This is a genomic window from secondary endosymbiont of Ctenarytaina eucalypti, assembly GCF_000287335.1.
Classification (GTDB): domain Bacteria; phylum Pseudomonadota; class Gammaproteobacteria; order Enterobacterales; family Enterobacteriaceae.
In genome coordinates this window covers 763,964-787,347 of the sequence record NC_018419.1, presented here as the reverse complement: position 1 = coordinate 787,347, position 23,384 = coordinate 763,964, and the positions used below count along the sequence as shown (strand labels likewise).

The window sequence follows — 23,384 nt, the reverse complement described above, 5'->3', positions numbered from 1 at the left end:
TACTGGGCAGTAACTGATTATGTAAAACACTACTAATATTTTTCATTTCATCATCATGCATTCATCAAACCTATTCAATAGATTTACTAAAATTTTTCTATATTAGAAATTCTATCATTAATTGATAGGAAAAATAGCCGACTTGCGAAGGCAGATCTTAGGATGTGCTGCCATGCTCCTCCTTAAATGCAAGATTGAAGGACCCGAACCTCTGTAGCATCCAACGTTCTTGAACCCAGTAAATAATCAAGAGCCAAAACTTGAAAAGTTTATTTTCGGCCACATATCAGTTTTACGACCATAACTAAATTGAACTTTTAGTGGAGATGTTTAGATGGGTAAAATCATTGGTATCGACTTAGGCACGACCAACTCCTGCATTGCAATTATCGAAGGGAAAAAACCTCACGTTCTTGAAAACAGCGAAGGTGATCGTACGACTCCTTCTATTATTGCCTATACGCAGGATCATGAAATTCTGGTTGGCCAGCCAGCTAAACGTCAGTCCGTTACTAACCCACAGAATACATTGTTCGCCATTAAGCGTCTGATTGGCCGTCGTTTTAAGGATGAAGAAGTACAGCGTGATGTCAGTATCATGCCTTACAAGATTATTGAAGCAGACAACGGTGACGCATGGTTGGAAGTCAAAGGACAGAAAATGGCGCCCCCCCAGATTGCAGCTGAAATTCTTAAGAAGATGAAAAAGACCGCAGAAGATTATTTAGGAGAGCCGGTGACTGAAGCGGTTATTACTGTTCCCGCGTATTTTAACGATACTCAGCGCCAAGCTACTAAAGATGCTGGTCGGATCGCTGGTCTAGATGTTAAGCGTATCATTAATGAACCCACCGCAGCTGCACTGGCCTATGGTCTTGACAAAGAAACAGGCAACCGCACTATTGCGGTGTATGATCTCGGGGGCGGGACGTTTGATATCTCCATTATCGAAATCGACGATGTAGATGGAGAAAAAACTTTTGAGGTCCTTTCAACTAACGGCGACACTCATTTAGGTGGTGAAGACTTTGACAGTCGATTGATAAATTATCTAGTAGATGCATTCAAGAAAGAGCAAGGCATAGATCTACGGAACGATCCTCTAGCGATGCAGCGCCTGAAAGAGGCCGCGGAAAAAGCCAAGATCGAATTGTCTTCCGCGCAGCAAACTGACGTCAATCTACCGTACATCACTGCAGATGGCGCCGGCCCGAAGCATATGAACCTAAAAGTCACCCGAGCGAAGCTCGCTTCTCTAGTAGAAGAACTCGTCAATCGTACGCTTGCGCCGCTGGAAGTGGCACTGAAAGATGCGGGATTGTCAGTTTCGGACATTAAAGATGTTATCCTCGTTGGAGGGCAGACCCGGATGCCTCTAGTGCAAAAGAAAGTTACTGACTTCTTCGGAAAAGAGCCTCGTAAAGACGTCAACCCAGATGAGGCTGTAGGTATCGGCGCCGCAGTGCAGGGCGGCGTATTGTCAGGAGACGTAAAGGACGTGCTGTTGCTGGATGTCACCCCGTTGTCGTTAGGTATTGAAACCATGGGCGGTGTGATGACGCCATTGATTTCTAAGAACACCACCATTCCTACCAAGCATAGTCAAGTATTTTCGACTGCGGAAGACAATCAGTCCGCTGTCACCATTCATGTTCTTCAGGGTGAACGCAAGCGTGCTAGTGATAATAAATCCTTAGGTCAGTTCAACTTAGACGGGATTGCTGCCGCGATGCGTGGCAAGCCTCAAATTGAAGTGACGTTCGATATCGATGCTGATGGTATCCTTCATGTCTCAGCTAAGGACAAAAACAGCGGCCGTGAACAAAAGATTACTATCAAGGCTTCCTCTGGTTTGAACGAAGAGGAAATTCAAAAGATGGTACAGGAAGCGGAAGCGAACGCTGAATCTGATCGCAAGTTTGAAGAGCTAGTACAAACCCGTAACCAAGCGGATCATCTACTGCATAGCACCCGTAAGCAGCTAGAAGATATGTGCGGAACGCTGCCATCAAACGATAAGGCTGCGATTGAGGAAGCACTTCACGATCTAGAAAGCTCGCTGAAAGGTACGGATAAGGCTGATATCGAAGCAAAAATGCAGGGGTTGATTCAGCTGTCAGGGAAGCTGCTCTCAGCAGCTCAGCAGCATGCTCAGGCAGGGAGCGCAGGTGGCACAGACCACTGCATCAAGCCAGAAGAAGATGTGGTTGATGCTGAGTTTGAAGAAATTAAAGACAAAAAATAATTGTCCTAAAGAGGTGAGGGGTGGCAATCCTGAGCCCCATGCAGTAATAAAAACGGGTGGTGCAGGCACTTCTTCGCCCCTGTAATCATGTTCGGGGCAAGTTATAAGAGACGACGATGGCGAAATCAGACTATTATGAGATTTTAGGCGTTTCCCGGGATGCGGAAGAGCGTAAAATCAAAAAGGCCTATAAACGCCTAGCGATGAAATTTCACCCGGATCGCAACCCAGGCAATGCTGAAGCTGAAGCAAAATTTAAAGAGATAAAAGAAGCCTATGAAGTCTTAACCGATACGCAAAAGCGTGCCGCCTACGACCAATATGGTCATGCCGCTTTTGAACGAGGCAGCATGGGCAGCGGAAGCGGCAAGGATTTTAGCGATATTTTTGGGGATGTTTTTGGCGACATCTTTAGCGGCGGCCGGCGTCAGCGATCCAGCCGAGGGGCTGATTTACGCTATAATATGGAACTATCCCTTGAGGAAGCTGTTCGTGGGGTAACTCATGAAATTCGAATTCCAACGCTTGAAGAGTGTATTTTCTGTCAAGGAACCGGTGCTAGGACGGGCACGTCACCTATGGCCTGCCCTACCTGCCATGGACAGGGTCAGGTGCAGATACGTCAGGGTTTTTTCGCTGTCCAGCAGACCTGCCCTACTTGTCAGGGGCAAGGTAAAATCATTAAAGATCCCTGCACTAAATGTCACGGTCACGGGCGTGTAGAGAAATCTAAGGCTCTCTTGGTAAAGATCCCGGCAGGCGTAGATACTGGAGACCGTATCCGATTAACGGGTGAGGGTGAAGCGGGTGAGCATGAGACGACCGCTGGGGATCTTTACGTACAAGTCCAAGTACGAAAACATCTTATTTTTGAACGTGAAGAAAACAATCTTTACTGTGAAGTGCCGATCAGCTTTGCAATGGCAGCGCTTGGAGGCGAGATTGAAGTCCCAACGCTCGATGGTCGAGTTAAGCTTAAAGTGCCTCCAGAAACGCAGACAGGTAAATTATTTCGTATTCTTGGTAAAGGTGTAAAATCTGTTCGCGGTGGATCAAAGGGAGACTTGTTGTGTCGGGTTGCGGTAGAGACGCCCGTAAAACTCAACGAGCGTCAGAAACAGCTACTGAGAGACTTAGAGGAGAGTTTTAGTGGACAAAGTGGCGTTCAAAATAGCCCCAGATCAAAAAGTTTTTTCGATGGCGTAAAAAAATTTTTTGATGACTTGACCCGATGAACAACCTCAAGTCTCTAAATAAGGCGCGGATTACCCTGACCCCAGGCTTCGCCCCCACTTTTTAGTCTTCGCGCAACGGGGGCGAATAAGTTTGATTCCAACAACGCTGGTCTTATACTGACCTACAAGATTCCCAGGTATATTTTTTTAAGTCCTGCTTTTGCCGTTCGGGATTGTCGTGGGGCTATTAAGCCGATGATAGGGGGCGGCTTTGTACCATCGTCATTATACATAACAGTCAATTTATTTATTTTCTGCTGTGTACTTTTCTGCTGAGGTCCGTGAAGAAGCGGCATTATTTAATGAGGATGGCCGGCTTTATTGACGAGTGTGGGTATATTATACGCGTGTTAGGGGCACTCAAGGGATTCAGGTTACGTCATGTGGGTCTAAAAAGCAACACATACTCTATAAAAGAGAGTGTGTATAAACACACCAGGAATTAAGTGGGATTGTGTTCTCAAGATAGCAAAAGAGCAGTGAAGGAATAAGTGTTTTCTATTACATTATTTTTTAGTAAAAACACTTTTATCTTAAGGGTTTTGTTGATCTTGCATTGCTCATTTTATCACGCTAGCTTTCAGGGCTTCATCGACTCATTGAACCAATAGTATGTAATACATGAATTCCATAAATACTATTATCACAATTACTGCATCGCATTAATTTTCGAGGTGAGATTTGATTTATGACGCGCTGCTTTATTTTTATGGATTAAACCTTTGCTAGCTTGTCGGTCAACAATTGGCTGCATCACAAAAAAGGCATCCCATGCGGCTTTTTTATCGCCTGCAGCAATAGAAGCGTAAACTTTTTTCAAAAAAGTGCGCATCATGGAGCGCCGACTTGTATTATGTTGACGACGTTTCTCAGACTGTACAGAACGTTTCTGAGCTGATTTGATATTAGCCAAGTTTTTACTCTCCCTAACTTTTTCTATGAAGCAATTTTCAGTAAAATTCAAAAAGCTATTCTATCAGCTTCTTCCTGTACAATACAGTTCTTTATGTCATAGCTGAATAAATAAAATCTCTGGCAATCATCAGCTTCACTGCTTATATTCATTTCAATATATCATTTTATAGCAGCACAAAAGTGTAAAATGATGATCTGGGAAGATAAAAAATGCTCAATTAATGAGTGACTTATGTCTGCATAAAACAGAAAGCTGAGCTTAGACAGTTTTTCTGCTCAAATACCGGAATTAACCAAGGGAATCATTAAAAAGTGGTTGACTCGATTTTTAAACTTATGAAGCTCTTGGTAAGATAGTGAGAACATGCTTTACGCACCTAGCGTAATGCAGATGGTCTATATTAGAACAAAGATGTTAAGATTCTACATACCTTACCATTAAATCATAAATATCAGCAGATTTAAAGTATTAGCGAAGAATCATAAACATCAGGGCGGGGAAAATAATTTAAACTTTAAAAATAGAGAGCATAACATAACAACTGCTGAAAACGTCACGCCAAAAAATGAGTCTTGGTTTCTACCAACACCTCATAGCAGAAATGCATACATCCTCATAAGTCTATTCTTCTTTTTTGAGGAGTATTGCTTAGTTCAGCGATAATGTAGCTTAAATTTAAGGAAGCTATACAGCATTCTTTAATTAGACAGGCGTACGCTGATGATGTTAAGTTCAACCTTAGACTCAGTGAGGACACTGCGGTGTTTCGATAATTTTTATCAGGGTGCTTACTGATAAACTGCGGCATGATCTGGCACGTAGTCAAGACAGTTACATATTTACTGTTCTTGACAGGGTCATGTTTTGACGATCATTAACACATGGTCCAGAATGCTAGATTCTATTATTTATGCACTAGTATTTGTTCTTGATCGTGTGAGATTGGGGTCGGTATGAGGACAAATCGTGCCCCGTATTACATAAGAGAATACGCCTTCAATAATAGTTTCCTGCTTCTGCATTACGCTCCGAGATTACTGGAGAAGAATAGTGCACATTGACATGTATGAGGATAGCGCATGTTTTGGTCAGTCAGCCACCTGGTGCCTGTTTTAGCACTATCTCACGTAGCCGTGGCAGGCAAATTACCAGAGATGAGAGGTTGGCTCTATCGGCAAGGTCCCTAAGAACGTGAATTCTGGAATGAGTTTTTGAAATCAGGGATATATGTTGTCTGTTTCTGTTATTGATGTTATATTTATAGATTTTTCATGTTTTTGATCAAAACCTGACTGCGGCTAACTCTAGTAAAAAGAAAAAGATCACTGATCTAGAGCGCTCTATTGATTGTGTTATCTCAGTTTAACTGTAATTTTGGAAATAACTGTTTAACTTGAGTGCGATATTTATCATGGTCTCTGCCGGTCAACCATTCGGTGCGGGGCAATTTTGCGGTTAGGGGGTCTACAGCCCGCTGATAGAGCCAAAATTCATAATGTAAATGCGGGCCGGTAGAGCGTCCGGTATTACCCGATAAGGCAATGCACTCACCGCGGTTTACTTTTTGTCCCTGCTTTACAAACAATGTATGTAGATGCATATAGCGGGTCATGCATTGTCTGCCATGCCGGATCTCGACGTAGTTACCAGAAGCACTGTTCCTTTTACTAACAATAACCTCGCCATCACTTACCGCTAGTACCGAGGTGCCGACTGGCATAGCAAAATCAACACCGTGATGTGCTGATATACGTCCTGTGATCGGATGTAGCCTTCGGGGATTGAAATGAGAGGAGACGCGAAATGTTTTTAGGGTAGGAAGTCGTATAAAACCACGCGTCAGACCGGTGGCTTCATTATTATAGAATTGACCGTTGTCTGCGAGAAAAGCGTAATAATCTTTTCCCTTTGTATGTAATCGCATGCCGTATAATTGACCGGAGGAGGCTGTTCCTTTCAGCGGTTCCCTCGAGGAAAGCACCGAGAACTGGTCCCCTTTACTCAACTTGCGAAAATCTATCTGCCATTGCAGTGCTTTAATCATAGAGTTGATATCGCCGGCTGTCAGACCTGTTAGGCGAGCGCTAGTGACAAAGCCTCCATTGAGCTGTCCGGTCAAGAGGGCAGCACGCGACTCGTCGGTTATATAAGTAATACTTTTTTTAAAATTGCCGTTAATGTGCTCATGTGTGCGAGTTTTTCTACGGGAGACATGCCAGGTTAATCGCCGAAAATATCCCTGAGAGGTCATCCTCCAGAAGAAAGGCTGATTTATCTTTAAACTATACAGTACCAGGTTTTTCTGAGACAACATAGTAGCGTCAGTGAGAGTAATTCTGTACTGAGAGAGAACCCTACTTATATCATCCCCAGTGGAGATGATATATCTATGCACTTTTTTCTCTCCTTCGATACTGATCTCATCTGCATCCTCTGGTATATCTGCATCTCTTTCAGGAGGGATCTGGTCGACTATCCTGTTGGCCTCTGGCACGAGTGTATGCGGTCTCTGATCTTTTAGAAGGAAGAGGCAATTAGTAAACTGTGGCACCAATAGTGCGTAGAGAGCCGGTCGCCAAATGGCAACTACTAAAGTCACTATGGTGAGTGAACCCAGTATTATACGTTGGGCTCTTGGCCGATCATTAAAGGCCAGAATGAAGGCGCGAGCTATCTGCTGCACTAATAACGATCCTCACTCATGTGTTCCTCTTTAAGTAGCTTGTGTACTAGTGCGTCAATTGCGACCAAAATGGCGCAATGAGTGTTGCTTTGAAAAAAAGCAACACTCATTGCAAGCCGCTATGGCATGTTAAATATGTGAGGGGGGTTGTTTCGTGGGTGAAAACGTTGATTATTGATAATAGATAGCCTGCATTGATAGGCCTAAAAAAATATACATCACTTTTATTTAATACACCACATGCTAGCTCTTACAAAGCTTGGTGTCAGTGGTGTATTTCAAAGCTAATAATGATAGATGGTGATCTTGCTTATTGGCATAGTTTTATTAAAAATAACCATACAATCGTGAAATACGTGATAACTTGCAGTGTGAACAAGTTACCTTTTAGTAAGGCTCTTCCATGCGATACTGAGGCTGTTCTGCATTCTTGGCCGCATTATTATTTTTTACAGGTTTATTATGACTATTTTCATTGCTATATAACATTGTTAGTGCTGCCTATGTATTTAACTAGCAGGTATACTCAGATGACCATCGGCTGTTATTTTAAACAGTAGATCTCTTTTTTAAAGATTAGGCTATGGATCATAGCTTAAGATCTTTTGATCTTGACTATTACTTCCGATGAGATCAATGGTTTTAATTGATAAAAAAAGCATTTCTCTATGTTATGAGAGTTAAATAAAAACATTTATCATTACGTTTTAAATGTTTTGATGATATCCAACTGCATGATACCAAGATAGCATTAAAATATAGATTTTATATTATCCATTGCGTGAATCAATTGATGGTTACAAAGTAAAAGCATGCAGTGAGGCGTTAGGAAAAAGCACTGGATCCGAGGCGATACGTGTTTTCTTCTTAAGATTTATACTGAAATAGTATACAGTTTTTTTTCAATAACGCCACATATATCATTAAGACTATTAGATGATACTCACTCAATGTGTCGGCATTTCTTATTATAAAACATAAAAGAGGGATTTCAGCAGGGCACTGCTAGATAGTGCTGATGCGATACTCTATTATGTTTTCGACTCTCTTCCTAGTCAAAGAAGAGAGTACACATTTTAGCGATAGCTAAGTAAGTTTAAAAGCGCCTTAACGTATACTTATAACACCCTCAGTACAAAGCTAAATATTTGTTTCGGCCTCAGAAGCAAGCTAATGGGTTGATTTAAGAAAAATGGAATCAAACATTTAAATTAAAAATAGGTTTCTGTGTTGATTAAGTAATAACTCATTTTTCCGTCGATGCTGTTAGAAACCCGTGATGAGTAAGGGCATTGTGATTAACAAGAGAGCGTGTTTTTGTAACCATGCGTTTTGTTATAGAGAGCATTTTTTAATATCAGTCGTTAGCTGATTTAGTAATGACCTAAATATTTTATTTTTAACAAATCAGGGTGAAAGATGCATGTCACGCCATATGATACTCTCTCGGTTAATTAAAGGGGTAAAAGCAACATGCTACAGAAAAGTATGGAAGGGGAAAAGGCTTTGCTAGTACATACCCAAGATTGAGAAAAATATTTACCCTGTTTCAGGGCAGCATGCTATATAGCTAGGCTCAGCTGTAGCTGATGACGGTGTGCGAATACTTGTGGTATTCTTTTTTGCCTGACTAATTATTCATGTGATTACAGTTTATCTAGCATTGTTACTAATGGTTTTTTTTGGAGTTATTATAATTTCACTTCCGATAAGGTTGACTTACCCGTCAACCCTTAACGCGTCGCTTTTTTGTAACTGACTCTTAGAGAGACCCGCTTGATTCAGATCATGTTTATACCCGCCTGGGTTTTACTGATGAGTTATTTTGTATTCTGACATTAAAACATTATTTAAAAAATCTAAATTCAAGCCTTATGTTGTCTGGAGGCGAGCAAGATCCTTGTCTTGTGGGTTAGATCACGAAGAGAACGCTGTGTCACTGATGAAATATACAGGGCGTAGCGCACAGACAGTAACTACTACTGCATTGTGATTCTTCAGGAGACAGAAGGTCTGAGGGGCATGCCCTCAGCTGGTGATGTGCGGGTGATCATCGGAGAATGACAGTATCTTTCTGAGAAAAACAATGTCTATGTATCACAGAATATTAATACTATATCGGTATGATTACCGACTCTTTGGTCGGAGTACTGCAATATCTATTTTTCTGCTTCTAGTTGGTACACTAACGGGTAATGTACTTCGGCTTTCAGTTTCTTAGGGCTCGCTGCGTCTTGTACAGGTTCTTTGGGGTTTCTGAGAGGTTAAGGCTTTGTCTGCTTTTGCTGTCATAAAATTTCTAAATAATCAAATAGCGCACGAAGAAGCTGAGCTTTTTTTACATTCCTACTATGGATCTGATATAGCCTTACTAGTTCTTTTACATAGTCTTTCCGTCTCTGCTCGGTTAAGAGAGTCTTACGATGCTCCAGCCAGCGTAATTGCTCATCGTGATTTAACGTATGCGGAAAATTGCGCGCACGGTAGCGAAATAGCAATGGCGTCAGGCGAGGATCTACACAACTAAGATCCAGCGAGTGTAGATGTTCCGGGGAGGTAGTTTGAAGAATGCTCATCATTGCATAGTCAGCATCGCTAAAAAAACCGTCATACAAAGTAGTATCTACGTTGGAGGAAGATATGAAGGAGGTGTTTTCAGAAAATATCGATATCACTTTTTTTTTGACTTCCGGCCGGCTCTTTAGCCATTGGAGGGTTTCCAGACAGTGCTCGCGATGAATACCTAGTCGTTCTGCATCAATCCGCCGCAGGGTATTAGCGGGAGCCAGCACCGGACATTTATTAAGATGTACTAGTTGTAGTGGTACAGCCGGATTGCTCCCCAATTCTGCACGCCGGGTATATAGCCGAGTCCGGAGCATCTCACTATTACAGTCCGCAAGAGCTCGTGTATCGCCGCTAAGATCACAGACGATGAGTGCATTAGGATTGTTGGGATGCCAGGCTAATGGGGCGATCCAGGCCGTATTTCCCCGGGCGGCGCCGAAGAGACCTGAAACATGAACTAGTGGGGTCATCTGTCTAATATTTATGAGTTTTTTTAACTGATGCTTACCTCGATGGCGGTAAAGATAGTTAAATAGCTTTGGTTGCGCTAGTCGTATTAATTTTGCCACTTCCAGTGTCGCGTATACATCGGTCATGGCATCATGGGCATTAGTATGTTCAATATTGTTAGCGCGGGTCAAATGTTTTAGGCGAAAGCTGGGTAAGCCCTCTGTATTCAACGGCCATGCAACGCCTTCGGGGCGAAGTGCATAACAGGCACGCACGACATTTAGTATGTCCCAGCGGGAATTACCATGCTTCCAGCTCCAGCCGTAAGGATCGTAAAAGTTACGGAAAAATAGGTTTCGAGTTATTTCATCATCGAAGCATACATTATTGTACCCTAGAATACATGTACCCGCCACGTTGAATAGTAGGTAGATACAGCGAGCGAATTCAGCCTCGGTAACGCCATCTTGTAATGCCTTTTGGGGCGTTATCCCGGTCATGAGTACTGCCTCAGGTTCTGGTAAGTAATCATTTGCTGGACGGCAAAACAAGATTTTTGGCTTGTCAAGAGTTTTAAACTGGCTATCGGTACGAATACTTGCGAATTGCGCCGGTCTGTCAAGGGCGGGGTGTGTGCCAAATGTTTCATAATCGTGCACTAAAAACGTGGGCTTTGATAAAGAGTTAGCCATTGTCTGATATCCTGCTTTTAAGGTAGTGGCTGTTCTTCGGGGGTCATTTTTAAGACGTAGAGCATGTACATAGGTTTTCCCTATAGTGTAACAGAAGAACAGCACTGATGTTGCTGGACAAAACGGCGTATGGCAGCTATGTAAACCTTGATAAACAGGGTCGACGCTACCGTCACTAAATGATTACCCGTAGAGGTAACCGCTACAGTTACGTGGTACTATTTTCATGCATTTTATCGGGCATGCATAATCGTACTTTCTGGTATCTTGATGCGCTAAATGATGTAATAAAATGTTTTTTTGATTTTTACCATCTGTTGCATCCAGATCCTCTTGGATATTTTTAAAAGTCTCAATAGGCTAGGTCGATCCTAGATTAGAATAGGGCTGAGCCTTTTTCGGTAAAGCCTGATTTTTCTTTAACCACTAGCGCGATCAAGTTTTAGGAGACTTGTTAGGTTACGTTCACTCCTGTTTTTCATAAATGTGACCAGATATGGATCTTTCCGCTGGTTAACTATTAGTTAAAGCAGCTATAACTGATTAATAATGCTATCCTCCGATGAGGGGCATTGATGGATGTAAAAGATACTAGATTCTTTGCCTGACTTTACTATCGTCAGTTAAAGTTACTAGTGTGAATCACAGCCACCTTGTATCGTGTCGCACAAGGTACTCTGGGAGTAAGTAGATACATGACATCACTGCTAGTAAGTTTATTTTACGTGCTATAACGTTCTTAACTAAGGAGTGCTTTTGTAGAAACCTATATTATTTATAATAACAATGTTATATATGTATTTAATTTTTACGGGCCCTCGAAGCATGCAGCCATCGTTCTTACTTATTTAAATATCTACAAGAATTTATAAATATAAATCATTAAAAGGACTGAGCTCCTGACGCTTGTTTGATGATGATAAGGATTGCAATGCCTGATCATGTTATCATTTATCTAGGGCGTGTTTGAAAAAACAATGACATCAGGATAATGTTTTATGTGCATACATGCATGAAAACATTTCATTTTACCTGAAAAGTATTATATTGCATCATAAAGAAAAATATTATTCTACCATGAATTATTTAGTAGAATAACGGCAGTTATTTTAGACGTACCATTGCGTTATTTTATGAGCTATTTATTTTTACTCCACCGGTTTTGATTCAATAGATTACAATTTTAGCTAATTCTTATCTGAGCCACTAGATGCTTTTTAAAAACGGTCTATAAATAAAAAGCTTAAAACTACCAATTAACTTATTAGCCAAAAGTAGCTTACGAAGAAGAGCGTTTTAATAGTCTAGAGTGATGAGTCATTTATTGCTGTATGGAAAGAGAGAGGGCCTTTTTGACAGATCGCTGATTAGCTGTCTATTAAGAAAGCATGGGTATTGCTCTGTTGAAAAAGGTGTTTAGCTTTTTCTAAATGCATTGAGGGGTTAGTTGGCTAGCTTTTAAACATATTCAGCATCTTCTTTTTGCAGAAAAGCACGCAAGGACAGGGAATGGTCAGAATCAAAAGTTAATACACAATGCAATGATCTATTTGAGTTCTGGGGGTTACTTAGCTTAAAGCGTTTGATCAACAGAATAGGTAAAAAAATAGTTATAGTATTGAAAAAAGAATAGCACAGCCTAATCGCCATCTGGGGAGGCATGCGGCGTGACTCATAAAGTGCTCTGTATTGATTGGGGCACGAAAATCAGTGTCATCACTGAAAAAGAATTTCGGATTGATATGTTACATTCGTTTCCTTCATCAAATACTCCGAGAGATCAGCACCTAACGGCGCTTACGGTAGATATAACTGCGATGATGCTCTATTAAGAAAAATAAAGTTAATTTATTCCTTAAACGCGTGCTTAATCGAGGGATTAAAACTCAGCATCTTTCGCATAAGTTACGATTTCTTTTAAAATAAAGCAGGCGATCTTCGTTGCTCGCTGGTTACAATAGCCAGTCTTCCGACTAACAACACTGTTACTTATTCAGATCAGTCTTCCTGACTATAATGCAAAGGTAGGCCACACCTACGGCAATAATATTTTTTGAATCAAATAATTATTTGAAGATAATAAAAATTATGTAGTTAGATTTTATAAGAACAATGCATGTCTACTAAAACCCGCACTAAACAAGCATTATGCTCTTTTATCTAACAATGGAATAATAATAGCGAAAGCGTTTCAGTGGAGTGTATTGTTAAGAATGCTAATAAAGTTTTCATCAATCAAAAAGAGCTCTGATACCGATTAACGCGCTATAGACGCTGCTTTATTTAAAAACATTTATTATATAAAATATGATATCAAAATATTTTTTTGATATAACCAATTTTTATCCAAATGTAAAATACAACCTAAAATAATCATAATATTAGCATAATTTAATCGCATTCTTCAGCCGATAGCCACGCAGGTGCATCGTTTAATCCCATCATCTGCTTAAGTAAGTGCTGTTTAGCGCTGGGGAGCGTATCGATTAGCCGAAAACCGGTAGAGCGGATCCACCTCTGGAACGGTTGATGGGTAGCGACAAGCTCATCCAATCCCCTCATTCTTAACAGCATGAGCGCCGCGCTGAGTTTTCGCCGGCGCTCGTATCGCCGCAGGTAAGGGTAATGGCCTATATCTTTTCCTGCTTTTTGCAGGCGCCTAACCTCTCCCAATAGTTCTGCGACGTCCATGAATCCTAAGTTGACGTCGTGTCCCGCTAATGAATGAACGGTATGCGCGGCATCTCCTAGCAGCACGAGGCGATGGGCGGCGAAATTGAGTGCATAACGGCTCGTGAGTGGAAAAGTGTTACGATGCCCCTGGAGCTCACATAGCCCTAGTGTTAGGTTGGAGTGTATGGCCACTGAGGCGTTAAATGCCGAGGTGGACGTTTTCAGGTACTCTTTCGCAACTGATGGTGGCAGTGACCATACTATAGAGCTTAAGTGAGGATTGCTTAAGGGGAAAAAGGCTAGAACACTATCACCTTTAAACGTCTGTCGGGCGATGTTGCTATGCGGTTGGGCAGTACACACGGTCGCTACCAGTGCATGATTCTGGCAGTCCCAAAAAGTCAGGGGGATATCAACATGACTCCTTAACCAAGAGCGCGCACCGTCTGCTGCTACAACTAGTCGTGCAGTGAGCATATGGTCGTTGTCAAGGGTGATAAATGCCGCATTTTCTCCCCAGACTACTTGTCGAAGCGTGGTAGGTGCTATCAGTATCACCTCGGCCAGTTGCTCAGCGCGGCGCCATAACGCTTGCTGAATGATGCAATTTGTAATGATATGCCCTAGCTCGGAATATCCCATTCCAGTAACATCAAAGGAAATACGACCGAAACTATCTCCCTCCCAAACTTCTAGGCTACGATAAGGATTGGCGTACTCTGCGGCGATTTCTTGCCAGACTTGTACGTGCTGTAATAAACGGCGGCTAGCAGTATTAATGACAGACACTTTGCGTTTCGATTGTTCTTCTATCTGCAGTGACAATGGTCTCTGGCGCTCAATGACTGCTACACGTAGCCCAGTTCCTTGTAACCCACAGGCCAACGCCAGGCCCACCATGCTGCCGCCATTAATTACGACATCAAATGCTTTACATTCCTTCATCGATCCTCTTGCTACAAGATAGAGCTCATCGCGCCACCCATCCCAGGGTTTTACGCGCCAGACCTGTGCGCAGAGATGGGATATAAGCCATCGCCAACATCCCTATATTACGGACAGCTACTAAAGGCAGGTAACGGTTGCAGAATAGATGGATAAGTCCGTCGGTAATGGTAATGATAACAGACTGATCCGGTTGCCGGCGTTTCTGATATGCTAATAGCACAGCATACGCCCCGAGATCCATCTTTTTTTCCTCTGCCTGAACAAGAGTTTCTGCTAGCGTCATCACATCGCGTAGCCCTAGGTTGAAACCTTGGCCAGCAATTGGGTGTAGCGTTTGCGCGACATTACCTACTAGCGCTATCCGGTGAGAAATGTGCTGCTCTGCAGTACGCAGCCTTAGCGGGTAATACCGGCGCTCGCTAGCAGTAGTAATACGACCAAGAGACCAGCCAAATGCTTGTTGCAGTTTTTGGCAAAACTGTTCTTCGTGCCAGGCAGTAATCTCCTGTGCATGCGCAGCGGGTAAGCACCAGACTAACGCGCTGCGCGCGCGCGAAATAGGAAGCAACGCTAGTGGGCCCTGTGGGGTAAATCTTTCAAACGCCGTGCCACCGTGAGGGACGGTGGTCCTGATATTAGCGATAATTGCAATCTGTTGATAGTCCCACTGGCGCCAGCGGATGCCGCATTGTGCCGCGAGTGGCGACTGAGAGCCATCAGCCACTACTACTAGTTTCGCGTTAAGTGCTACGCCATTATTCAGGAAAATGAAGCTGCCATCTTTCTCGCGTCTGATATTTTGAAAGCTCGCAGGGCAATGCAATTTCACGCCGGGGGCTTGGTACAGTAGGTCAAAGAGCTGTTTGCCAGCGGCATGGAGCTCCAAGACATAACCTAGGGCAGGCACATGATAATCTCTGGCCCTCAGGCACACTTTACCAAGGTGTCCTTTTTCGCTCACCTCGACTTGGGTAATCGGGGTGGTGTAAGGCGCCAGCGCTGACCAGAGGCCGATCGCGGTCAATTCGCGGCGGGTTCCGTCTGTCAGCGCAACGGCGCGGGTGTCGAATCCGGGATGATCGCGAGATTCTGGGTTGAGCGCTTCTACCAGGTCGATGCTCAAAGCGCCACGACTCATATGTGAAATTGCTAGCGCTAGCGTGGTGCCCGCCATGCCGCCGCCTATAATAGTAATGCTCATCCTGAGGTCGCCAGTGCCATAATGGCCTCAATCTCCGTAGCATTTTTGACGACTGAGGCAGTCAGGTTTTCATTACCCGAGGCGGTAATTACAATATTGTCCTCAATACGGATGCCGATACCGCGGTAGGCGTGCGGAACATTGGCATCGTTAGAAATATAGATACCCGGCTCGACAGTCAGCACCATTCCTGGCTCTAGTGGTCGATCACACTGAGATGTACTATAGTCCCCAACGTCGTGCACATCAAGACCCAGCCAGTGACTCAGGCTGTGCATAAAGAATTGACGGTACGCATTTTCTTTGATGAGCTGTTCCATATCCCCCTGCATGACGCCAAGCTTTACCAGTCCAGAGACCATAATGCGAACAGCCTCCTGACTTACGCTTTGAATATTTTGCCCTGGGCCGTAGAGCTCTAGGGCACGGTTTAGCATCGCCAGGACGAGGTTATATAGCGCATGCTGTTCCGGCGAGAACCGTCCATTGACTGGAAAGGTGCGAGTGATGTCCGCATTGTAGCCCTGGTATTCACAGCCGGCATCGATCAGCACTAGATCACCGCTTTTTATCTTAGATGCATTTTCGGTGTAGTGCAAAATGCAGCCGTTTTCGCCGCTGCCGACGATAGTATTGTACGACGGGTATCGGGCGCCATGACGGTTAAATTCATGCAGGATTTCACCTTCCAGCTGGTACTCGTACATACCCGGGCGACATTGCTTCATGGCACGGAGATGCGCCAAGGAGGTGATGTTGCAAGTCTGTCGTATTATGGCCAGCTCTTCTTCAGATTTTCTTAACCTCATGTCATGTACCCAAGGCCGCCAATCAACTAGCGTGGCCGGTGCCTGTAATTTCTTACGCCTGCCAGAGCGCAACTTATCAAGCGCGCTAAATAGCAATGTATCCGCAAAGTGGTATTCGCCCTGCGCATGATAAACCACTTGCAGGCCATTAAGAAGTAAATACAATCTCCTGCTAATGTCATGCCACGGTAGCGCTCGGGCAACTCCTAGGTGCTCTAGTAAGGCCTCTTGACCTAAGCGTTTTCCGGTCCAGATTTCATCGGCGTTATTTCGTGACCGGTGGAATAATATGCTATGGTGATTGAGATGCCCGCTCTTGAGTAAAATTAAGAGTGCCTGTGGTTCGTTAAAGCCTGTAAAATACCAGAAATCACTATGTTGACGATAGGGATACTCACTATCGGCACTGCGCTTCGTTGCGGGAGCGGCAAAGATTAGTGCTGCGCTATCTGGCTTCATTTTTGCCAGCAACGTTTGACGACGGAAAAGATATTCTTGTAGTTTCATTATTCCCTTTAAGATTTTTAAAACATCGATCCTCTCTGCTAGAGTCAACACTCTGAAGGAATAGCAGAGTTAATGTGACTGTATAGTTAAACTATTCAGCGTGAAAGCTACACTCTGATTCGCATCAAGTATAATATTACCGTAAAAGATGATAGTCATGCGGACATTCTCAATAATACCCGACAGTTATTAAGTGTACTCCTTGAAATATTAGATCTTTAGATAACCTAACTGTGCTATGTGACAAACACCGCGGATCGTCTCATGCAACTCGCATTTTACTTAATCTAAATCTCACTTCGTTTTCAGCACTTCAGACTGAGTAAGAAATGGTTTTCTTTCCGGGAAAACTTTATCTACCTATCTATTGACATCTGCGGATAGCGCATACTATGGCGTTATCTAGTGAAAATAATATCTGCCGACATATTATTGAGATGACCGACACGCTAGCGCTCTGGCGAGATGACCTAGTAGCACATCTCACGCCTCATGCTTTCTAAGCGTGGGGCGTGAGATGTGCTCATTATTAGTCAATACATGAGGCAATAATTAGTGCAACTATTCTTGTGAATGTCAAACACCTCCTCACTTAATATCGTATCTATTTTTTTAGTGGCTAATGCTAGCATCAGTTCTTCCAGATCTAGTTAAAGTTGTTATAAGAGGGCATGGTATTGGTCTAGATCTGTCCTCTTATGAACGGAAAAATATGCTGAAATTTATGATTGCATTAATGTAGCGAGCTACAGCATAAAGCACCTATCACTTCTATATTCATATAAATTATATTTAGTATTGTGATTCTCTCCTCGCCGGAAGGACGAGTTATTGATGAGGATTGGCTCGATAAAAAACAAGACTGTATCATGTCCGCAGAATTATCAGATGTGCAATTTTTTGGTCGTGCATTATGAGTCAATTGCCTGCCGAAACAACGGCTAGCGTTGAGACAGGTTGCTGACAAGCAGCATCAGCAGTTGGAAGATCTGCAGGTGTGTACTAAGGGTTACTAATAAAGAATAACCGTTTTTTATTGTCGGACTACATGTTTATTATAAATTAGCATAGGAAAGATTGAAAAACCTTAAAAATGTATCCCGCATTGAAGAGCGCATCCGTTTGCTGCAGAAAATAATTGAAAGGTATTGATTAAGAAGATTCGTACTATAACAATAGTGAGTAACTAGTTTTAATAACTGCTGCTTTGTCATGGACTCGATGCTGTAAATAATTGCATTTTAAAAAATCTCTTTTCAGAATATTGCTAGCAGTTAGATGACTTAAGAGAATATTCTATTCTAGAAGTATGCTGCTATTATTTGCATAGAGCCCCATGATCTATTGATCAAGGAAACTTTCAGGTCCCTACGCGTCATCTCGTTGACTCAAGTATTTCAGGATTAGAGGATGTAGCAGTTTTACGGAGATTTACATAAATCATCACCGCGTCCTTGTCTCCTTATCAACAGCAAAACACTGATGCGGTAGTCGATCTGCGCGCCTACTTTCTGTCGGCGTCGTGCGTTATCAATTTAAGAATAAAAAATTTCATATGAAGTGTCCTGGGGTTTATGATGCGCCATGCATATATCCATATCTACTCCGTACTTTCTCCGGATTTTTTTCGTTCGATGGTGAGCTCAATATGCATGTAATGATCAACGCCCTATGGGGATAGAAAGCAGGCTCATATCCCAGTGATGAATTCATATGCTCATAATCATCTGCTGTTCAAAAATTATACGGTTATGACGTCTTCGGCATTGAATTGCGCACTTAGTTACAAGCCCCTGTTAAATAGCGCCGCTTTATTGACGCGCTAGCTGATTAAGATATTTTGTTTACACTGCTGGTGGTATTTTCTTTTCAAGGATAGCACCCCGGAATGGAAAGTAGATTTTTTGACCTCGAGCCGAAAAATTCTAGACTAGAAAGTTTTTTCTATCGGATTAGAGCACGACTGCCAGTATTTGAAAGAGCCGCCGCAGGTTAAATAGACATAGAAAATAACCACCAACGCCACGATCTGTGATCGTGCTATTCGTAGATAGGCTTTCTATGTCATCTTTCGGAAGAAAGTAATATAATAATGAGACGCAATGTATATTCATAAGCGTCAGTTATTATAGTTCTATCAGCTGCAGGCTGGATAGCTATCCGGCGTCATTTCTGCATCGATCAGAAGATAATTTCTTTCCGAGGTTGTAATTGCATCTTGTATAACCATATGGTTTCGAATGATTTTCAGTCAGAAAAAGTATTGTAATATGGTGTAAGCGGTGTGAAATATTATATTATATCAGTATGATCTAATTAAGGCTCTTATACGACTTTATCGTCTTGTCTATCGGTGCATCATAGGCATTCAAACTTAGAGGATAACCCAGAGTTATGTTGTAGAAGAATATGGCGGTGTTATCTAGTGCATATTACCTGATAATTTACTATCTGTTTTCAGGCATCATAACTTTCGCTTAAAGACCGAAGCTTAACGGCATCATAAAGCTTATAGGTGCAGGCGCATAGCGCTGATGAATATTGCTTAGTCCCACTTATAGCAAATAACCGACTGGGTTTTTTCTTTAACAAGGTATTGTTAAGAAAGCCTCTATGCATAATCAATAAACCTCTCTTGCATATTCTTTTAGTTTTCTTGATCTAATCCGGAAGAGGTGATTGATCATCTGTACTGATATCAAATTAATTAGCATGAACATTTTGTAATTCTCGCGAATTACTGATAGATTTGTCGGGTTAGAAAGGTTTTATGTTCGCGATCCTCCTAATTAACTCTATATACTCCTGCATAAACAACCCAAGAACTTATGGTGATTAATTATATCACCAGATGGTTTCATCACATGTTGACGTTGTATGTTGATATGACTTGAAACTATGTAATTCCTAGATTGTTCTTACTCTATTTCTTTAAAAAAAGAAGCGCGTAAAATCTTATCTGCTCTTTAAGAGTTGTGATAATAAAACCAAGGAAGCGCTATATAGCTATCAGCAAAAAACTATAAAGTCGCATAATCATAAGCGAGCCATCTAGTATCGGGTTGCTCTTTTCATGCATGAACGGTTGTGTGATCAAGTTATGCCCCCCTCATCATGTCGCTTGAAAACTGCATGATGAGGCGGTGGTGACTGTATTTTTTCTTTAGAGTAGAGAAAGTATATTGGAATCAATGTTGTCAGCTGCAGAAAAAATGATTAACAATTTTAATTATGTAATCAATTCAAGAAACGGACATATTCGAGGTAACATGTATTTTTCTAAACCTTCACATTAGAACAGCATGACCCCAAAGGATTAAATAATGGGGGAATGCAGAATACTCAATCGGACTAATTTCTTTCTAGGAATTACATAGTTTCAAGTTTAACATCCCGAGTTTCACGTGCAAATAGATATACTATAGAGCCGAGAAAAAAAATAAAAGCGAATATAATAAAGGGAAAAGAGACTGAATCTTCAGACAAGGGCTCGCTTTTAATTAACCCCCCCAAAAAAAAAGGACCAATAATTTTCGCTATAGCACCAATACCATACCCTAGCCCAAGACATGTCGAGCGTATTTGATTAGAAAACATTTCTCCACCAAAGACATTGATAACACCAAATGCACCATCGCCAAATATCATGACCATCAGAATGCCGAAAAAGAAGACCCAGCCTGAAGAAGCGAGGTTTAAATTATAGGAAGGTATGATTACGCTAATTTGTGTAGAAAGTGCAGCAATAATACAACCTAACGCGCCCATGCAACCGAAGAGAAAGAGTGTTCGACGCCTTCCGAAACAATCAGAGAGCCATGCTGACACTAATCGCCCAATTAAGTCCCCTAAGGAGAGTATCATGAATAAATTTGCTACAGCGTGAATGCTAAAATGAAAAATGTTACCTAATAATGTCTGTCCCCATGACTGAATAAAAAAACTTCCGAGCATGAAACAAAATGAACCAATAGAAACAATACTTAGTTGTTTAGGATAATCTTGTATTATGTTAAAAAAGGATTTTTTAGTAAAGTATACATCTTCAGATAAATGTCCAATTTTATTGATCGGTCTGTTCATCGCCCAAGCGTAAGCTGCACGCGCTTCCTGAACATGTCCTCTAGATAATAAATATCGCGGTGATTCTGGAATAAAATTTTTCCATGCTAATACAATAACAGACAGACATCCAAGAATTAACATGCCTCTCCAACCAAGTGGTTCAGCAAGATACCGCGTTAAAACTGAACCAAGCAACAGGCCTAATGGCACAAATGCTGATGTTAAGCCAGTAAAAAAACCCCTATTTTTAGATGGTAAAAATTCTTGAACATAAGGTATGGAAGTTACATTAAGTCCACCAACGGCTATGCCGACGAAGATGCGCATGATTGACAAAAAGACCCAACTATTTTCAGGTGTTAGTGCAGACAGTCCGGTGAATATTACAAGTAATAACACACATAAGAAAAATGGTTTTTTTCGGCCATATTTGTCAGCAAACCTCCCCCAAAAAATTGCACCGATGACAGTTCCAACTCCAGCCCCTGAAAGAATTAGGCTAGACTGTACTGTGTTTAATGACCATCGCTGATCTTGCATAAGCAAGGTAACAGTAAAACCTATCAGGAATAAATCAAAAAATTCAAGAATGTTTCCTATAGTAACCATGCATATGAGAGATTTTTGATTTTTTGTTAGAGGAGATGCATCCAGTTGTTGTATAGCGGAGACATTTAATTTTATTGATTGCATATTTATTCCTTTTGCATCTAACGAGTGCACCCCGAGAAAAGAGTATGCACTTGGGATGTTGCATAATTAAAAATTATGCCTATCTGTCATGATTGTTTCTTAGTAAATAATTTTCGTCTCGGGTATATCCTTCAATCCTTAATACCAAATGAGTCATTTTTTTAATAAACTCACTGTATGTGGTGGGCGCAAGAAGCTTTATTACCTCTTTAATGTAAAATCAGTTTTTTAAAAAAATGGGGGCGCCTAACGATTGAGCTCTTAGCAGAGCTATTGTTACGAGATTCAGTTTATGCTCGGCTTGCTTAAGAGTATCGCTTAGTTAAGCATCTTAACCATTGTTAAAACTTTTCTGAGCTGCGAATCATAGTGAGTTAGGCTTCGATGCCTAGGACAAGTGTTTTTAACTCAATGATGGGCGTTAAACTAGTGATCTACTGTGATTATAGGTTTGTTTATTTTCAAGATAGCATAGCTGCTGTTTAGATTCTGATTATCAACCTCGTGCTTACGCTTTAGTTCAGGTGGATAAGATTATCATTACTTTACCTCCCTGTAGGGAAAGCGATTTTATTTTATTTCTCAATAGACCATAATGGGGCGAAATGTATATCACTACTTACCGTTATCGAATGCTGCCTGAATTGTTTAGTAGTCTTCTTTAGGAATCCCAGAAGCCCTTCTCGATCATCAGCGCTACTATGCGATCTATTGGCAAAAATATATCAAATATTTTTCACTATTTACTACCCGAGGTAGCTTACGTTGTACTTTAAAGTTGCTCACGCTATGCGTCCAGGCTTTTCTATGCCTCGCTTGTTAAAGAAAGCATAAGAGTTTATGAAGAGTGAGCTGCTAATAGCGCTATGCTGATGCGAGCCTTTTTTGTAATGCCTCACAGCGCGTAATCCAGAGCAGCACCTCAACCATTATTATCGACGAGCTTTTGCGGAGCAAAATATTCAGGGGGCCTTGTATGATAACTCAGGCATTTACCGAAACCGAAACCTCTTTATCTCGGATATTAATCACTTACTTTGCAACTTTATCTAAGTATCATGCGCTTTCTATCAGCTGTAGAGTGTTTACTCTATAGTGACGTTAACTTCACTGAAGTAGTGAGTATTGTGCATTCCATGACGGAATGATAAGAAGAATGTTTTTCCCTACAGTATTGCTATTGAAATAGATATTTTTAGTAAGAATTGACTCATGTCATTACAGTGATTTCAACATATGTGATATATAGCAAAAAAAATTTAAAAGCACTAGCTGCTGAATAACAATAAGATCTGTAGCAGAGGGGTGTTCTGACAGAACAGATGCATGCGTCAGATGTTGCCGAATGTAAAAAGAAACTGCTTGTAATTGCCTAGATGACTAATTTTTCCGAAAGGAAAGGTAAGAAGTGCTTAGCAACATAAAAACGTCACAAAACTCTGTAATTACCCATTTAGTCGTTAATGGAAATGACTTTACAGTTTTTGGTAAGGGAGCATAAAACGTCCTGAAGCCTAGTATTGACAAACGACCAGCACGACGTCAGTTACAGCAAGCATTAGATAGCGTAACAGATGCAAGGATTTTTTCGGCAGATCACGGTACTAATGATGCGTTCGCTCTTTTGGGGTAAAGGTTTCCTGAATGAGTGACTATCATTTTTTCTGTGATGATGTTGTAGAAGAATATTTCTGGCATT

At 41.7% G+C, this 23,384-nt stretch carries 9 protein-coding genes; 2 read left to right on the top strand and 7 right to left on the bottom strand.

All coding sequences use genetic code 11. The features are described 5' to 3' along the window. The first annotated feature begins 334 nt into the window (after window positions 1-334). Together dnaK and dnaJ are read left to right on the top strand one after the other, a co-directional pair. Window positions 335-2,245: a molecular chaperone DnaK gene (gene dnaK, locus A359_RS02230; protein WP_014888228.1), complete on the top strand. Its 1,911-nt coding sequence runs from the start codon at window positions 335-337 to the stop codon at window positions 2,243-2,245. A gap of 116 nt (window positions 2,246-2,361) precedes the next feature. Further along, window positions 2,362-3,480, top strand: a complete 1,119-nt coding sequence (gene dnaJ, locus A359_RS02225) for a molecular chaperone DnaJ (RefSeq protein WP_014888227.1) — start codon at window positions 2,362-2,364, stop codon at window positions 3,478-3,480. Between the two features lie 649 nt (window positions 3,481-4,129). Here the strand turns inward: dnaJ and rpsT are convergent. From rpsT to A359_RS02190, 7 genes are all read right to left on the bottom strand, one after another. Continuing rightward, complete coding sequence (gene rpsT / locus A359_RS02220; protein ID WP_014888226.1) at window positions 4,130-4,393, bottom strand: 30S ribosomal protein S20; 264 nt, start codon at window positions 4,391-4,393, stop codon at window positions 4,130-4,132. Between the two features lie 1,360 nt (window positions 4,394-5,753). Beyond that, the gene (gene mepM, locus A359_RS02215; RefSeq protein ID WP_014888224.1) at window positions 5,754-7,079 is read right to left on the bottom strand and encodes a murein DD-endopeptidase MepM; all 1,326 of its coding nucleotides are present in this window, start codon (window positions 7,077-7,079) and stop codon (window positions 5,754-5,756) included. Between the two features lie 2,288 nt (window positions 7,080-9,367). Continuing rightward, the gene (gene sbcB / locus A359_RS02210) at window positions 9,368-10,789 is read right to left on the bottom strand and encodes an exodeoxyribonuclease I (protein WP_014888222.1); all 1,422 of its coding nucleotides are present in this window, start codon (window positions 10,787-10,789) and stop codon (window positions 9,368-9,370) included. A gap of 2,391 nt (window positions 10,790-13,180) precedes the next feature. Further along, window positions 13,181-14,407 carry an FAD-dependent monooxygenase gene (locus A359_RS02205; protein ID WP_014888220.1) on the bottom strand — a complete coding sequence of 409 codons (1,227 nt, stop codon included), beginning with the start codon at window positions 14,405-14,407 and terminating at the stop codon, window positions 13,181-13,183. 25 nt (window positions 14,408-14,432) lie between these two features. After that, window positions 14,433-15,611: a 2-octaprenyl-6-methoxyphenyl hydroxylase gene (ubiH, locus tag A359_RS02200; RefSeq protein WP_014888219.1), complete on the bottom strand. Its 1,179-nt coding sequence runs from the start codon at window positions 15,609-15,611 to the stop codon at window positions 14,433-14,435. Next, window positions 15,608-16,927 carry a Xaa-Pro aminopeptidase gene (gene pepP, locus A359_RS02195; RefSeq protein ID WP_014888218.1) on the bottom strand — a complete coding sequence of 440 codons (1,320 nt, stop codon included), beginning with the start codon at window positions 16,925-16,927 and terminating at the stop codon, window positions 15,608-15,610. The genes ubiH and pepP overlap by 4 nt, the downstream gene beginning before the upstream one ends. Before the next feature lie 3,369 nt (window positions 16,928-20,296). Further along, window positions 20,297-21,685, bottom strand: coding sequence for an MFS transporter (locus A359_RS02190; protein ID WP_014888215.1), 1,389 nt, complete (start codon window positions 21,683-21,685; stop codon window positions 20,297-20,299). Window positions 21,686-23,384 lie beyond the last annotated feature (1,699 nt).

Coding starts and splice junctions, on each gene's coding strand:
- dnaK (WP_014888228.1), top strand. CDS start 335: ATGGGTAAAATCATTGGTATCGACTTAGGCACGACCAACTCCTGCATT.
- dnaJ (WP_014888227.1), top strand. CDS start 2,362: ATGGCGAAATCAGACTATTATGAGATTTTAGGCGTTTCCCGGGATGCG.
- sbcB (WP_014888222.1), bottom strand. CDS start 10,789: ATGGCTAACTCTTTATCAAAGCCCACGTTTTTAGTGCACGATTATGAA.
- A359_RS02205 (WP_014888220.1), bottom strand. CDS start 14,407: ATGAAGGAATGTAAAGCATTTGATGTCGTAATTAATGGCGGCAGCATG.
- ubiH (WP_014888219.1), bottom strand. CDS start 15,611: ATGAGCATTACTATTATAGGCGGCGGCATGGCGGGCACCACGCTAGCG.
- pepP (WP_014888218.1), bottom strand. CDS start 16,927: ATGAAACTACAAGAATATCTTTTCCGTCGTCAAACGTTGCTGGCAAAA.
- A359_RS02190 (WP_014888215.1), bottom strand. CDS start 21,685: ATGCAATCAATAAAATTAAATGTCTCCGCTATACAACAACTGGATGCA.